Origin of the sequence: Natrialba asiatica DSM 12278 (genome assembly GCF_000337555.1) — an archaeon.
Classification (GTDB): domain Archaea; phylum Halobacteriota; class Halobacteria; order Halobacteriales; family Natrialbaceae; genus Natrialba; species Natrialba asiatica.
Window position 1 is genome coordinate 70,538 of record NZ_AOIO01000040.1, and the last position, 14,013, is coordinate 84,550.

15 protein-coding genes and 1 tRNA gene are annotated in these 14,013 nt (G+C 62.3%); 8 read left to right on the forward strand and 8 right to left on the reverse strand.

Annotated features, from left to right (window positions below):
• Positions 1-89: 89 nt before the first annotated feature.
• From C481_RS17905 to C481_RS17930, 6 genes are all read right to left on the reverse strand, one after another.
• A complete protein-coding gene (locus C481_RS17905; protein ID WP_006110735.1) occupies positions 90-623 on the reverse strand; it encodes a hypothetical protein in 534 nt (177 codons plus the stop codon).
• Positions 624-716: 93 nt separating this feature from the next.
• The gene (locus C481_RS17910; RefSeq protein ID WP_006110736.1) at positions 717-938 is read right to left on the reverse strand and encodes a type II toxin-antitoxin system HicB family antitoxin; all 222 of its coding nucleotides are present in this window, start codon (positions 936-938) and stop codon (positions 717-719) included.
• Positions 939-1,007: 69 nt separating this feature from the next.
• Positions 1,008-3,179: a pentapeptide repeat-containing protein gene (locus C481_RS17915; protein ID WP_006110737.1), complete on the reverse strand. Its 2,172-nt coding sequence runs from the start codon at positions 3,177-3,179 to the stop codon at positions 1,008-1,010.
• Between the two features lie 96 nt (positions 3,180-3,275).
• The gene (locus C481_RS17920; RefSeq protein ID WP_006110738.1) at positions 3,276-3,761 is read right to left on the reverse strand and encodes a DUF2617 family protein; all 486 of its coding nucleotides are present in this window, start codon (positions 3,759-3,761) and stop codon (positions 3,276-3,278) included.
• 2 nt (positions 3,762-3,763) lie between these two features.
• A complete protein-coding gene (locus C481_RS17925; RefSeq protein ID WP_241434710.1) occupies positions 3,764-5,503 on the reverse strand; it encodes a spermidine synthase in 1,740 nt (579 codons plus the stop codon).
• 136 nt (positions 5,504-5,639) lie between these two features.
• Entirely contained in the window at positions 5,640-6,389 is a 750-nt protein-coding gene (locus C481_RS17930) for a hypothetical protein (RefSeq protein ID WP_006110740.1), read from the reverse strand.
• A gap of 107 nt (positions 6,390-6,496) precedes the next feature.
• Between C481_RS17930 and C481_RS17935 the strand changes: the two genes are divergently transcribed.
• The 3 genes from C481_RS17935 (at position 6,497) to C481_RS17945 (ending at position 10,267) form a co-directional block, all read left to right on the forward strand.
• Positions 6,497-7,462: a hypothetical protein gene (locus C481_RS17935; RefSeq protein WP_006110741.1), complete on the forward strand. Its 966-nt coding sequence runs from the start codon at positions 6,497-6,499 to the stop codon at positions 7,460-7,462.
• Between the two features lie 150 nt (positions 7,463-7,612).
• Positions 7,613-8,998, forward strand: coding sequence for a signal recognition particle protein Srp54 (locus C481_RS17940; RefSeq protein WP_006110742.1), 1,386 nt, complete (start codon positions 7,613-7,615; stop codon positions 8,996-8,998).
• A 258-nt stretch (positions 8,999-9,256) separates the two neighbouring features.
• The gene (locus tag C481_RS17945; RefSeq protein WP_006110743.1) at positions 9,257-10,267 is read left to right on the forward strand and encodes a hypothetical protein; all 1,011 of its coding nucleotides are present in this window, start codon (positions 9,257-9,259) and stop codon (positions 10,265-10,267) included.
• A 23-nt stretch (positions 10,268-10,290) separates the two neighbouring features.
• Here C481_RS17945 and C481_RS17950 read toward each other — a convergent pair whose 3' ends face one another.
• A complete protein-coding gene (locus C481_RS17950) occupies positions 10,291-10,704 on the reverse strand; it encodes an RNA-binding domain-containing protein (protein WP_006110744.1) in 414 nt (137 codons plus the stop codon).
• 109 nt (positions 10,705-10,813) lie between these two features.
• Complete coding sequence (locus C481_RS17955) at positions 10,814-11,533, reverse strand: AAA family ATPase (protein WP_006110745.1); 720 nt, start codon at positions 11,531-11,533, stop codon at positions 10,814-10,816.
• 361 nt (positions 11,534-11,894) lie between these two features.
• Between C481_RS17955 and C481_RS21350 the strand changes: the two genes are divergently transcribed.
• From C481_RS21350 to C481_RS17980, 5 genes are all read left to right on the forward strand, one after another.
• Positions 11,895-12,293, forward strand: coding sequence for a hypothetical protein (locus C481_RS21350; RefSeq protein WP_006110746.1), 399 nt, complete (start codon positions 11,895-11,897; stop codon positions 12,291-12,293).
• 153 nt (positions 12,294-12,446) lie between these two features.
• Positions 12,447-12,550, forward strand: a tRNA-Arg gene (locus C481_RS17965).
• Positions 12,551-12,721: 171 nt separating this feature from the next.
• A complete protein-coding gene (locus C481_RS22775; protein ID WP_006110747.1) occupies positions 12,722-12,961 on the forward strand; it encodes a DUF7563 family protein in 240 nt (79 codons plus the stop codon).
• A 239-nt stretch (positions 12,962-13,200) separates the two neighbouring features.
• Complete coding sequence (locus C481_RS17975) at positions 13,201-13,722, forward strand: hypothetical protein (RefSeq protein WP_049904751.1); 522 nt, start codon at positions 13,201-13,203, stop codon at positions 13,720-13,722.
• Entirely contained in the window at positions 13,719-14,012 is a 294-nt protein-coding gene (locus tag C481_RS17980; protein ID WP_006110749.1) for a hypothetical protein, read from the forward strand. Before C481_RS17975 ends, C481_RS17980 begins: the two co-directional genes overlap by 4 nt.
• Position 14,013: the final 1 nt, after the last annotated feature.

A 14,013-nucleotide genomic window follows, 5' to 3' on the forward strand; every position in this document is an offset into this window, starting at 1 on the left:
CACGCCATAATCACGGCTGACTGCGTAAAACTGAAGCCTGCTATCCGAACGGACGGTGTCCGCCGCGGCTCCGTCCCGATCAGTCTCGGTCAGTCCCGGCCGGGTTCCTGACAGCCGACGATCGTCACCGCCCCCGTTCCGGCGAGCCCGTGGTTCCCCTCGGCACCGCGTTCCCACTCGAGTCGGCCGCTCGATTCGTCACCATCGAAACCGGCCTCGTCGGTCGAGAAGTGCAATTGGAGAGCCGTTCGCCCGTCCCCGTTCACATCGACTTCGTGACCGCCGTGAACCGGCCGCGCACCGCCGCCGTCACTGACGGCATCGGGTGCCCCGAACCGATACCGAACGGGTTCGCTCGTCGGATCGAACTCGTCCGTCTGCGAGACGACGACCGGAACGACGCCGCGGCTCCGCGGATTGATCGGGGCCGGATCGCTTCCCGGTTTGATATCGATCTCGAGATCCGGCGGGAAGTGGGCGGCCGCCTGCCCGCCGAGCGTCGCGATTCCGAGCGTCGTCGCCGCAAGTCCCGTCCCCGCCCGGAGAACTCGGCGTCGGTCGACTCCAGTCTCTGCGCTCGTCGCTTCGTCCCGTTGCGATGAATCGCGTCGTGGTCCGTCCATACTACAGGCCATACCTCACGGTCTCCGGTGGTATTCGCTCTGGTCCGACTGTAGAACGAACCGCGTCGACAGCGGGGCGAACTCGGTCAGTCGTTAGAGCCAGTCGTCACCCGGGTCGTCCGCAGTCGCTTCCTCGTACGATTCGACTGCGGCCGCGAGGTTTTCGAGGGCCTCCTCCGGGGTCTGTCCCTGGCTCGAGACGCCGGTCACCTCGTCGTCGGCGATGTGGAGTCCGTGATCGTTGACTCGCAGAGTCACGTCCGCATCCTCGAGCGCGTCGTACTCCGAGGGATCGACGTCTGCATCGGAGCTCATACGCGAGTATTGTCGGGGTCGAGTGAAATACTCACCGACGTGCCGACGTGTGGTCCGTGTGTCCCCTCATCACAGTTCGGACCGTTTAACTAACGCGTACACGAGCAGTGCTGCAAGGACCGTACTGAGATACGCCTCGGACCCGGCGAGCAGTCGGGCGAGCGGGCCGATCGGCCCGATATCTCCGTATCCGATCGTCGTGTAACTGATGTAGCTGAAGTAGAGGTTCTCGTAGAACCCCTCTGCCCCGGTTTCGAAGAGCGGGCCGCCAAACGCATACGGTATTGCGAAAAACAACGGCGCGATGGCGAAGACGATGCCGATCCGCATCGGCCGCATCCCGTGCCCACAGGTGAGCCCGAGAAAGCAGTTCTCCACCACTCGACCCAGATTCTTCAATCGAGTCCACAGCCCCGCATCCGGATCGGAAACAGCCTCGAGCGTCTTGTGACGGCTGTACCGCTGGCGCTTGACGCGGAACTCGCCGGCAGTCTTCATATCGCCGATCTCGCTTGCGCTCTGTTTGGCCTTCAGATACGTCGTCTCGATGACTTCCGGCGTCATCTCGAGAGCGTAGTCGGGATCGAACTCGTCCGTCCGTGGCTCGTCGAAGCCGTGAATCGTCCAGCCGTTTCGGTCGAGATACTCGCGATGTCCGCTGAAGTCGAACGTATGGCCATCGAACTCGTCGAACTCGGTCCGGCAGAACCGGAAGTAATCGAGGAGTTGGCGGCGGTCCGTTGTCCGTTCGGCCTCGAGTTCAACGTCGCCGACGCTCGCGAGCGTCAAATCGTACCGGACCCAGCCCTCGGCGGGTTGAACGATCCGTCCACTCCGGATCTTACCGCGCGTGAAATCGACGAACGCATCGTCGTCGATTCCGTGCGCCTCGATATCGATCCGCTCTGAGACGAGACAGCGACTGAAATCGATCGTGCCGCCGAACGCCACGTTTCGAACGTTCGCGGATGCGATTTCGGCGTCGTGAAAGTCGACGTCGTCGGCGAATCGCGCCTTCTCGAAGGACACGTCGTCTTTGAGGTGATTCGCCCCACCGACGAACTCACAGCCGCGGAAGGTACACGGCCCGTCGAACTGACCGCCCGAGAAGTCGGCGTCTTCGCGAAATCGACCCTCGTCGAAGTTGACCGCGCGGGCGAACGAGACGTTGGGAAAGTCCGCATCCCCGTTGAAGGTCGCCGATTCGAAGCGTGCAGTCCCGCGGAATTCGGCGTCGGCGAACGTGACGTAGCGAAACGACGCCCGGCGAAACGTAACTGCGTCGTGAAAGACTGCTTCGGCGAAACTGGCATCATCGGTCAGCGTTCGAGCGCCGCCGGCGAACGAGGCCCCACGGAACGTCGCCTGCTGCTGAAACGTCGCGTTGGTGAACGCAGTATCATCCCTGAACTCGACTTCGTCGAAATCTGCGTCCGCGCCGAAGCCAGCGCCGTGAAACTCCGCGTCGCCGGTGAACGTCGCCTCCTGAAAAACCGCCGTCTCGCAGCACGTGAGATCATCGAACATCGTGAAGCCGAACTCGGTCTCACGAAAGGAAACCGTCGATCGGAAGGTCGCTCCGGAAAACGACGTGTTGTCATCGAGGTGATTCGAGTCACCGTGACACTCCGCCGCCCGGAAGGTCACTTCATCGTCGAACGTGGCCTCGTCGAACCGAACGTCATCGCGAAAGGTAGCTTCATCACAGTCGACCGGCCCCTCGAATGTCGCGCCGTCGAACGCAACATCGTTGTCGAACTGCGCTTCGAAGAGGCTGGTCTCTCCGGTGACGGTCACGTCAGAACACGAAACCGGTGTCTCGGCGTGTGCCTCGGTCAGTCGAAGCGATCCGAGAGTCGCCCCGTCCAGAACGACCGGAACTGTCACCCGAGAGTACGACAGCGAGAGCGCTTCGATGGTCGCCCCGCTGAGATCGACCGGATGGCGATCGGCGCTCTCCAGGGTGGTCCGATCCAACGCGAGTGCAGGCAACGTGACGCCGCTGAGATCCTTCTGGTCTTCGGTACCGCGCTCGAGGACCGTCCGAAACGTCTCGCGAACGTCGTCGTCCGTGATCCCTCGTGCCTCCCGTTCGGCCGGCGAAAGATGCAGAATGGAGGGATCAACGGTCGCGGGATCGTCAGCCGCGACTGCACGTGCATCGCCTCCGACGCCGGTGCTCTCACCCCCCTCGTCGCCTCGGTTGCTCCTGTCAGCCGCATCCCCTCGCGTATCTTCCATGGTGGATCAGTAGGTAAATCGGAATCATATAAGTTTAGAAGACAACTCGTCCGCCGGCCACTACCGCGAGAACGGCTCACCGCGGGTGTCGACGAGTCACTTCCTCGTAAGGGCAGTCTGCGTGTACAGCGCGAGTTCGAACTCGGGATACGTGTGATAGGTCTCGTAGCCGCCCTCGTCGAGTTCGATCGTCGTGACGGCTTCCGCCTCCCCGTCGAACGAGTACGCGAGGTCGAACGAGTCGTGTTGTGACAGATATCGGTCGCGGGGAAACGCCGAAAGGGGGCGGTGGTCGACGACCGTCACACACCGCAGCGCGTCGGTCTCGAAGACAAGCCGACGGGAGGGCCGGTCCGGGTTGAGCGAGATCGCTGTCCCATCGCGGCCAACTACCGAGGCGGGCTTGCAGGTCGAGAGTTCATAGAACTCATAGGAGGGTGCGCTGACATAGTGAGAGCTGCCGATGATCCGAAACGTGAACTCGGTTCCCAGCAGTGGTCGTGTGAGCGAGTCGAACACGCGGACGCCGTCGGTCGCCGGCGGAGAGTCGGCGTGAACGAACTGAAGGGTATCCTGTGTCATTGTCAATCGACGATAATATCGTAGTTAGGGCGGAAGACGTTGTTCGGTTCGACGCCCCGATAGGACGGAAGCGACCGCCACTGCCACGTCTCGAACGTATCTGTATTCTTATGAATATAGTCGCTCTTGGCGCGCTGGAGAGCAGGTTCCGGTGTCGGCCCGTCCGAGAGCACGTAAAATCGTTCACCGGGTTCGAGTTCCGTATCCCCATCGAGGTCGTCGTAGACGTAGTACGGAAGGTACCGGTCGAAACCGGCCTCACGAACCGTGTTGGCGTAGACTTTGCTGTGGGTGGGGTGGTCGCCGCTCGTATAGACCCAGGAGACGACGAGGCCCTCGTCGCTCAGGTGGTCGCGAAGCAACGAGTAGAACTCCGTCGAGTACAGCGACAGCGTCTCGTCGCTTCGGACACCCGGAATATCGAGGAGGATGAGGTCGTACGTCTCATCAGTTGCCTCCAGATAGGTGAACGCGTCCTCGGTGGTCGTGTTCAGTCGATCGTACTCGTACGCCTCGTCGTTATACTGCCGGAAGAACTCTCGCTCCCGCGCCATCTCGAGGAACTCGCCGTCGATATCGACCTGATCGACCGACGCATTGTACTGGCGGAGGTGGTCGACGGCGATGTAGTCGCCACCGCCGACGAGCAACACGTCGACCGAGGACGGATCGTCGAAGGTCGTTATGGGAACGTCGACGAGTCCGCTGTGATAGGAGTCGACCCAGGTGTCACAGAACTGGATCGCCCGATCGAGATGCAGACACGTCTCCGTTCCGGCGTGTCCCTCGAGTTCACGTTCGTAGGTGAGGACGGTCTGATACGGCGTGGTATCGTAGCTCCGGGTATCCACGCTTGCCACGCCCTCGGGGAACTCGCGTTCGATAGTTCGTTCGAGATAGGTCGTCGTCACCGCGCGGTCGACCGCGTTCGGGTGGCCGATGAGACCGCCGTAGGTGCCGGTCAGGAGGAGGCCGACGAGCAGGAGGGCGCGCCACTTCCCGGCGGTTGGACGCGAGAGCGTGCGGGTCGCTCCCGAGAACGTCCACGCGGCAAACCCTAGTGCGGCGAGTGCGTTCAACAGGCCCAGTGCGAAGACGCTCACGACGAGCCCGAACCGGGGGTACAACACGAGCGCGTAGACGACCGTCCCGGCAAGCCCTCCGAGATAGTCGACGCCGAGCACCTCGGAGAACGACCGCTCGTCGGGCTTGCCGACCGTGAAGAAGACGGTGAGGATCCCGCGGACGAGTCGTCGCGGGTAGAGCCGGCCGAGCGACGCAAAGACCGTATCCTCTCGATCCTCGACGAGATCAGTCAGCAGCGGCACCTCGAACCCCGATAGCACGCCGACGACAAGGATCGGGACGTGTGAGAGGCCGAGAATCAGTGCTCCCGCGCCGGGAACGCTGACCGGCGGGAGCGAGTTGACTCCGATGATCGCCATCGCCCCGACAGGGCCAGCGATTGCGAGATACACCTCGGTCCGGAGGAAATTCGACTCGGGCTCGCCGAGCTGCGCCGAGAGGACGGACCCGATTCCGAGCGAGAACATGTAGAGGCCGATGGTGATCGAGTACCTGAGGACGGTCCCGCCAAAAAACACCGTCAGCAACTCCGAGTAGACGAGTTCGTACGCGATCGAACAGAAGGCGACGACGAACGTCACCGCGAGCGTTACGCGCCGATCGGTCACGAACCCGCGAGCCGGGGCTGGGGTCCGAGATCCGGTGGCGGTAGTCATTCCATCATCTGACATAGTGTCTGAGCGTTCCTTCGTCGAACGTCACAGCGCCGTCTCAGCCGCTCTGTGAGCGCAATGAACGACGACGCTGACGGCAGCGAGGGCGACAGGGCGACAGCGACCCTACTGGTGACGCCTACACTCGCGGTCGCACGTGCCAAGCCTCGTCGATGGTCCACCCACTGGTTGCCTGCTCAAGCTTGAAGTCCGCAGCCTGCCACTCGAAATCGGTATCGCCATCTGGCGATTCGAGATGTGTCCCGACGCGGTACCACCCCGCATCGATCTCCGATTCGGTTTCTGTCTCCCCCTGTCCGTCCGCAGAAAGACCGTGGAGGTCGACTTCGAACATCGATCCGGGTTCGGGGTCGGACCATTCCTCGTCCCAGTCAGCCGGCTCCGGCCCCGGAGACTCCGCCTGGTATGCGTCGTTCGAACCCATGTAGGAGACGCCGAGGGTAGCAATGGTAGCCCGATACGTCTCGAGTTCGTCGTCGTGGTTATCGCGCCAGTGGCTGCCGGAACTCGCACCGTAGATGGCCCAGCCGTGGCGGCCCGTGGGTGCCGACGAGGGGACGCCGTTCCCGCGACTCGTCGCACCGCTTGATCCCGATCCTGAACTCGATGATCTCGATCCGGCGCGTGCGAGACCGATCGGAACGATCGTCGTGGCAACTGGGGCGTCGACGTTGTCGGCGCGCGACTCGACTTCCGGTTCCGAGACGAGGGCAATTTCCATCGTCCCCTCCACAATCGAGACGTCATCGAATACCGTGGACTCGCGCGGCGGCGGGGTCTCGTCGCTGCTCCCCAGACAGCCGGCGAGTCCTCCGGCTGCAATCGCCAGCCCGCTTCCGGAAACGCGGAGGAGACGCCGTCGATTCATACGCTCCTGTGATCGTTCTATCACAAAGTGCTTTGCGTTTTGATGAATCGCCGATTGTTCACTGTTCGAACAGTTGAAGTGAACGCGGTGAGTACGTCACGAGTACTATGACCGGTAACGAGAACGCAGTACAACGGTCTCTCACGGGTGATGTTCGGCTGAACGGCGGCGAGGCGACGCCCGTCGAACTCCGCGGTGCTGACGATGTGTACGTGCGCGCCGATGCCGTCGACGGACGGCTCACGATCTTCGATCCCGAATACGTCTTTACGGATGTGCCGACCGAGGGTGAGCACGTCGACAGGGACGACGTTCGAACGGTGATGGCGGGCGATATCGAAGACGGCTATGTCGATCGTATCGACGGCGACGTTCTCGTCACCGAGGCCGAAGACGTCTTTGTCGAACACGGGGCAGCCGAACACGTCTCGACCGTCGGCGCCGAGCAGGTCTTCTTCGACGACGCGGCCGCACCGACCCGGTCACCGGACGGCTACGAGGTCTCAGTATCGGGCTGGCAGCAACGCCACAGCGTCCGGGATCCGCGCAATGGCGTCTCGATCCGAGGCGGGAAGAACGAGCTAACCGTCACCGACGCGCGCCACGATCTCACCGTCTACGTGACCGGCTGGGGGAACGACGTTCGCATCGAGGGCCAGGCGATCGACGCGACGGTCTACGTCGTCGGCCGAGAGAACCGCGTCAGCGTCGGCCCGTACGTCACGGCAACGATCGGGGCCGAAAGCGGCTACGATAACGAACTCGAAGCTGATCCGCTTCCGCCGGAAGCCCTTATCGAGACGACTCGAGAGGACGCCTACGGGGAGGCGTTCTTCGGCCGTCACAAGATCACCTATCAGGAGCCGGCACCTGATAAAGAGTGGTGTCCCAACTGCGGCGAGAGCGCAGACGCCGTCATCACGCGCAAACAGCGTGACGCCTTCTTCCTGTGCAGTCGGCCGGTTCGCACCTACGATAGCGGCGATGGAGCGTTCGAGTGCGAACATTGTACGCCGTTTGCAACTGGGCCAGTCGAACTCTCGCCCGACGAGCGAAAGCGGATTCTCGGCTAGAACAACTCTCAGTCCAGATCAGCGCGCCACCGATGCGCGACCGTCGCGTTCGCTGCCGCCAGTCGCTCGTCGCTCGTCGGCCGGACACCGTTTTGCAACGGCTATCGTCTAGATAAAACCTTTAACACCGTCGTCCCGTAGACCGAGCAAATGGTACTCGACGATCTCGGGAGTTCTCTGCGGAGCAGTCTCGATAAACTCCGCGGGAAGTCACGAATCAGCGAGGAGGACGTCGAGGAGATCGTCAAGGAGATCCAACGCTCCTTGCTCTCCGCCGACGTCGACGTGTCGCTCGTGATGGAGCTGTCGGACAACATCAAAGAACGCGCCCTCGAGGAGGAACCGCCGGCCGGTACGCCGGCGCGAGACTTCGTCCTCCGCATCGTCTACGAAGAACTCGTCGGTCTCATCGGCGACTCGACGGAACTACCACTCGAAGAGCAGACGATTCTCCTGGCGGGCCTGCAGGGGTCGGGTAAAACGACGTCCGCCGCGAAGATGGCCTGGTGGTTCTCGACGAAGGGGCTCCGTCCGGCGGTCATCCAGACCGACACCTTCCGTCCCGGTGCCTACGACCAGGCGAAGGAGATGGCAAGTCGTGCCGAAGTCGACTTCTACGGCAATCCGGACAACGACGATCCGGTCGAAATCGCCCGCAAGGGACTCGAAGAAACCAGCGAGGCCGACGTACACATCGTGGACACGGCGGGTCGCCACGCGCTGGAGGACGACCTGATCGACGAGATCGAGCAGATCGAGGGCGTCGTCGAACCCGATACCTCGCTGCTCGTGCTCGACGCGGCGATCGGCCAGGGAGCCAAGGAACAGGCCCAGCAGTTCGACGAGTCGATCGGCATCGACGGCGTCGTCATCACGAAATTAGACGGGACTGCAAAGGGTGGCGGTGCCCTGACGGCCGTCGATCAAACCGATTCCTCGATCGCCTTCCTCGGAACCGGCGAGGAGGTCCAGGACGTCGAACGCTTCGAGCCCGACGGCTTCATCTCCCGCCTGCTCGGGATGGGCGACCTCGGCCAGCTCGCGGAGCGCGTCGAGCGCGCGATGGACCAGACCGAGATCGAAGAGGACGACTGGGACCCCGAGGACATGCTCCAGGGGCAGTTCACCCTGAACGACATGCAAAAACAGATGGAGGCGATGAACAACATGGGGCCGCTCGACCAGGTCATGGACATGATCCCCGGCTTCGGCGGCGGGATCAAAGACCAGCTCCCCGACGACGCGATGGACGTCACTCAGGAGCGCATGCACACCTTCAGCGTCATCATGGACTCGATGACCGAGGCCGAAAAGGAATACCCCAAAGCCATCGGCGCGAGCCAGATCGAACGCATCGCCCGCGGCTCCGGGACCAACGAAGATCAGGTTCGCGAACTCCTCCAGCAGTACAAGATGATGGAGAAGACGATCAAGCAGTTCCAGGGCATGGGTTCCGAACAGGAGATGCAGCGCATGATGAAACAGATGCAACAGGGTGGCGGTGGCGGCGGCATGGGCGGTTTGGGGCCGTTTTAAGGGAGTCTTCTCGGTTCTCTCCCGTCTCTCGCTCTTCGTCCTCGTATCGAGTTCAGCTTGGGAGTTGCAAAGAGCACTGTATCGTGACTGTCTCTCCTGTCTCACAGGTATTGAAAACAAAGTGACCACTCGATAGTTGTGAGTGTCACCAGTGGGGCAATTTCGGACACAGAACACTTGGTGCAGACACTCACTGACCCACTCGATATGACATATCTACCAGCATGTTAATACAGGAGGACACACATTCTCGATTCGATGAATCGACGGCAGCAACTCGCACAGCTCGGCGGCGTTGGGCTCGCCGCTCTCGCAGGCTGTCTGGACACGTTTCGCAGCGACGACGCAACGGTCGTCATCACGGACCGCACCGGCCAGCGCGCACTCGATCGTGCGATCGGACGCCTCAACGAGGTCGCGATCGAACTCGGAACACGGACCGACGAGAACCTCGGCCGTGGAGCACAGGAATCGACAGAGACTGCGTTCGAGCCGACCCCTTATTACGAGACGATCGACGCCGCTCGCTCGGCGCTCGATACGGCCGCCGACGAACTCGAAGCCGACCGACAATCCGACGTTGAAATCGGTCGGGAATACGCTGATAGCCTCGAGGCATTAGTTTCGGTAACTGCAACTGTCAGCGATGACGAGCTGTCGGCGGAAATCGAGGAAGTCGGCACCGTCTTCGAGGAGGCCGGCGAAGAAACCGACGACACCGAAACGGATCTCGAGCAGGCCACCACGACCATCGAGGACCGAACCGCGCTCCTCGATGAGGCACGGACGACCCACGAGACCGCTCGGACGAGTATCGACGGCCTCGATGACGCCCGGTTCGAGGCCCTGCCGACCATCGATCTCGACCGGCTCACGGACGGCCTCTCGACTCTCGGGACCGTTCTCGACGCCCAAACCGCTCTCGCGAGCAGCTACGGCGACCTGCTCGACGGCTACGCTGCACTCGAGGCCGGCCGCGAGTTCATAGACGACGGTGCCTACCAGGAGGCCGAAGCTGCGTTCGTCGATGCCGAATCGGCGTTCACGACGGGACGGAAAACGGTCGCGGAGAATCGCGACGAGGCACCCGCTGAACTCGCAGCGTCGTTCGAAACGGCACACTGCCAGAGTAGCCACTTGCAGTCGGCAGCGACGGCGTTCGCCGAGGCGGCAGCGGCTGCTGACAACGGAAACTATCTCACCGCCCAGGAGCGTCGGGACGAGGCCGACGAGTCACTCGGGGCGGCGGGTGAGTGCGGCGACCAGTAGACCAGAGACCAGCAGGAGTCGTCTCACCCCTCGACCGGCCGTCCGTCTTCCGTCGGCGGCGCGATGTGGTCGATGTACTCCTCGACTGTCGGTTCCTCGACGCGGACGCGGACGCTGATCTCGCCGAGTTCGTCCGGTTCACCGACCGAGAAGGTGATCCGGTCCTCGAAGGCGGCCTGCTTTTTGAGCGCGAACGAGAACGTCTCGCCTTCGCGCGTCGAGAAGAACTCGCCGCGAGCGGTGTCGAGGATTTCCTGCCTGTGAAGCAGTTCGGAGAGGTGTTCCATCGAGTGTGTTTCCCCTCGGACTTCGCCGAACGATTCCTCGAGATCGGCGGTCGGGAAGATATTGGCGACGGCGTCGGCGACCCGACTCGTCACCTCGGTATCGTGGATCGGTGCCGTAATTTCGACGGCGACGCGGTAGATGTCGGTCATGTGTATCAATGGTTCAGTGTTTCAGTGTCTCAGTAGCGGAATCGGTGTTGGTATCGATATCGGTGTCGGGATCGGTGGCAGTCGTGGTGGTAGCGGATTCGTTCGATAGCTACGGCTGCGGTTCTTCCGTCTCGGCCTCAGTCTCGGTTGTCGTGTCGGCCCCGGGTTCAGATTCGGGTTCGGGTTCGGCTTCGGGGTTGTCACCACCACCACAACCAGTCCTGTCACCGTCACTATCGCTATCGCCATCACTATCACAGTCGCGGTCGCGGTCATCACCAGCCGATCCCGTACGGATGATCGACCGGATGCGCTCGTGAAACGCCTCGAGCGAGTCGGTGTTTTCGACGACGACATCGGCGCGATCCATCGCGTCGTCCATGCCGAAGCCGCGTTCACGTTCGTCGCGGGCGGCCAGCCCCTCGCCGCCGTCGGCTTCGCGGACGTCACGGCCGCGATCATCGATCCGGTCGGCGCGAACCTCGAACGGGGCTTCGATACTGATCAGCGTAAACGACTCGCCGAATCGCTTTTCGAACGTATCGACTTCGGTATCCGAACGAATGCCATCGACGAGGACCGTCTCGTGGTTCTGCAAGCGGTCTTCGATCATGGGGAGCGAGCGCTCGGCGATAGCCGCCGGGCCGTTCTCCTCGCGCAACGCCTGTGCGACCGTGCCGTGGTCTTTCGTCGGATCGAGACCGCGGTCCGCCGTCTCCTGGCGGACGACATCGCCCATTGTCACGACCGGAATCCCATCCTCGCGTGCGACGGTGGCTGCCTCGCCCTTGCCACTGCCGGGAAGACCCACCGTTCCGATGACGTGCATCGAGGAAACGTACCGGCGAGACGTGCATAAGGGCTGTGTTCGCCGGCGCAAGATAGCCCATCCCGTATCCGACGCCATCCCGAAGTTGTAGCTGCCGAAACTCGTTAGGACTGCGATAGTTCTCCCCTACGGACTCGTTTCTCTCTCCCGAACTCGGTCGGCAGCACTCACAACTGCGCTGGCAAGGTAGTTTCGGATCAACAGCGGGAGGGAATTCGTTGCGTGAGTGAAACCAACACGCTCGGGGAAAACGGGTCGTTCTCGTGGATGGGACCATCGGTAATTCGTCTGAATCGGCATTGTTCGTCCAAACGGACGGTACGCATTATTTATCACTCCATCATCGGGTTCAGGTGCTGATATGACAGCACCAACCCTCAACAGGCGCCGGTTCACCGCGGCTCTTGGAGCCGGTATAGTTACAGCGGTCGCGGGCTGTAGCGACGACCAACAGGAAGACGATGCCGGCGGTGACGACGGTATGGGCGGCGGCGATGACGGCACGGGCGGCGGCAATGGCGGTGCCCCTGACGGGAACGGTCAGGAGGACACGGGCGGTGAGACGGGCGACGATGGCGGCATGGGAGCCGACGACGGCACCACCGACGGCACAGGCGGCAACGAGACGGGTACTGGAGGAGACGGCAACGAAACGAACGAGTCCGACGAGGGCGACATGGACGGGACGACGGACGACACCTCCGGCGGCAACGAAACCGATACCGGTACCGAGACGGGCGACAGCGCACAGTCCCCCTGACAGAGGGACGGTCACCCCTGAACGCAGACACTAGCACAGACCACACCAAACCCGTTCTTTTCGGTTCCCGATTCCGATCACCCGGCCCGCTCGGACCCATCAGTCAAAGGGTATAAATTGGCCTGACGAATACGGACGTGATGACGAACTCGTGGGCACGTAGCTCAGTCCGGACAGAGCGTCGGACTTCTATCCTCATTGGGATTGCAATGGGGGAAGCCATCCGATGGTCGTGGGTTCGAATCCCATCGTGCCCGTGCGAAAACTATCGGTTTTGGACTTCTATTCGAAAGTCCGTATGGCGACTCCTACCGACCAAATTCGACGCATTCGCGATTCGATAGCCATCCTGAGAATCCGGATCCCGTTCGACAGTTGAACACCCCCCTCCGCCGGCTTGCGTTTTTCATTCTCGTACAGCACTGGGGGTGGTCAGCGTGACGACCGTCCCCTGGTCGCCCGTCGATCACTCGACATGCGAACACTGCGGAGCCCACGTTACCGATCAATTTCGTCGCGTCTTCGGTGACGACCAAGACCAGGCCCATCGGTGCAGCGAGTGTGATACTTACGCGCGGTTGAGCCGCGGGTCTGCAGCTGGCGTCGACGTTCCGGTCCCCGATCCGGAAACGTCGCCCGGCCGTCACGGAGGTGAGGCCGATGCGTAAGCCGGCGTTCGTTCCTGCGAGCCGGCTGTACGATATCGAGAGTCAGACGCCCATAGCCCATCCAGCCCACCAAGCGGCTGACGAAGAAGTTCGACAGGCTATCGAAAGCCGAGGTGAGTCGGCGTGAGCCGCCTGGTCGAATCCGACGAGTGCGAACGGTGCGGTGATCGGATTACCGGGCTTCGTCGTCTCTGCACGGACTGTACGCGCGATGTACGCGACGCGCGGGAGGGACCGCTATGAGTTCTCGAGTGTCGGCGCTGGAGAGTTCGAAGGCCAGCGGTGATGCGCTCGAGGCAGAACTGGTTCAGACGATCGACGCCCTGGAGTTCGTCGGTGATCGGACGGCCACCTGGCACGACGCCAGAACCACGAGCCTTCTCGAACCGGACGAGTCGCTGCCGTTCTACGGTATCGTTCTGGTCGAATCCGAGACGCCGGTCGAAATCAAAGGCTGCCAAATAGAGACGAGTAACGGCGACCGATCGACGCGCGGGCGGTTCTACGTCAAGCGAGCCGCCCACGAGCAACTACTCGAAGCCGCCGGGATGTACCTGCTCGTCGTCTACATTCCGCGGCCGGGACTCCCCCAGGTCGCCCGCGCGATCGTTCCGGCGACGCTCGTCGATGAACTCCTGGCCGGGCGGTGGTACGAGGTCGGCGGGTCGCGCTCGGAATCCGAGGTCGCGAAACTCACCTGGTCGCACGTCATCGAACCCGCGGGAGTCGATCCGTCGACGACGGTCGGTGATCGACGATGAGTTCCGGCCTCGAGCGAGGAGATCGTGACCTCGGCGCCGAACTCGAGAGCCCAGCGACCGGCCAGGTCGGGATTCCCGTCGACGCGATCTGCACCGGCTGTGGCCGGATTCACGTCAAGCGGTCGCCCCTCGAATCCGTTCGCGAGGCTTCCACCGATACCGAGCCAACTGAACTCGAAGTGCGGGACCTCACGTCGTTCAAACACGTCTGTCACCGCTGTCAGACCGCGACATGGTGGAATTCTGTGGCCATACTCTCGGGTCTGCTCGAGAGTGAGGGAGGTGAGTAGC

Coding starts and splice junctions, on each gene's coding strand:
- C481_RS17910 (WP_006110736.1), bottom strand. CDS start 938: ATGAGCTCCGATGCAGACGTCGATCCCTCGGAGTACGACGCGCTCGAG.
- C481_RS17955 (WP_006110745.1), bottom strand. CDS start 11,533: ATGCACGTCATCGGAACGGTGGGTCTTCCCGGCAGTGGCAAGGGCGAG.
- C481_RS17940 (WP_006110742.1), top strand. CDS start 7,613: ATGGTACTCGACGATCTCGGGAGTTCTCTGCGGAGCAGTCTCGATAAA.
- C481_RS21350 (WP_006110746.1), top strand. CDS start 11,895: ATGACAGCACCAACCCTCAACAGGCGCCGGTTCACCGCGGCTCTTGGA.
- C481_RS17915 (WP_006110737.1), bottom strand. CDS start 3,179: ATGGAAGATACGCGAGGGGATGCGGCTGACAGGAGCAACCGAGGCGAC.
- C481_RS17920 (WP_006110738.1), bottom strand. CDS start 3,761: ATGACACAGGATACCCTTCAGTTCGTTCACGCCGACTCTCCGCCGGCG.
- C481_RS17925 (WP_241434710.1), bottom strand. CDS start 5,503: ATGACTACCGCCACCGGATCTCGGACCCCAGCCCCGGCTCGCGGGTTC.
- C481_RS17935 (WP_006110741.1), top strand. CDS start 6,497: ATGACCGGTAACGAGAACGCAGTACAACGGTCTCTCACGGGTGATGTT.
- C481_RS17930 (WP_006110740.1), bottom strand. CDS start 6,389: ATGAATCGACGGCGTCTCCTCCGCGTTTCCGGAAGCGGGCTGGCGATT.
- C481_RS17975 (WP_049904751.1), top strand. CDS start 13,201: ATGAGTTCTCGAGTGTCGGCGCTGGAGAGTTCGAAGGCCAGCGGTGAT.
- C481_RS17905 (WP_006110735.1), bottom strand. CDS start 623: ATGGACGGACCACGACGCGATTCATCGCAACGGGACGAAGCGACGAGC.
- C481_RS17950 (WP_006110744.1), bottom strand. CDS start 10,704: ATGACCGACATCTACCGCGTCGCCGTCGAAATTACGGCACCGATCCAC.
- C481_RS17980 (WP_006110749.1), top strand. CDS start 13,719: ATGAGTTCCGGCCTCGAGCGAGGAGATCGTGACCTCGGCGCCGAACTC.
- C481_RS17945 (WP_006110743.1), top strand. CDS start 9,257: ATGAATCGACGGCAGCAACTCGCACAGCTCGGCGGCGTTGGGCTCGCC.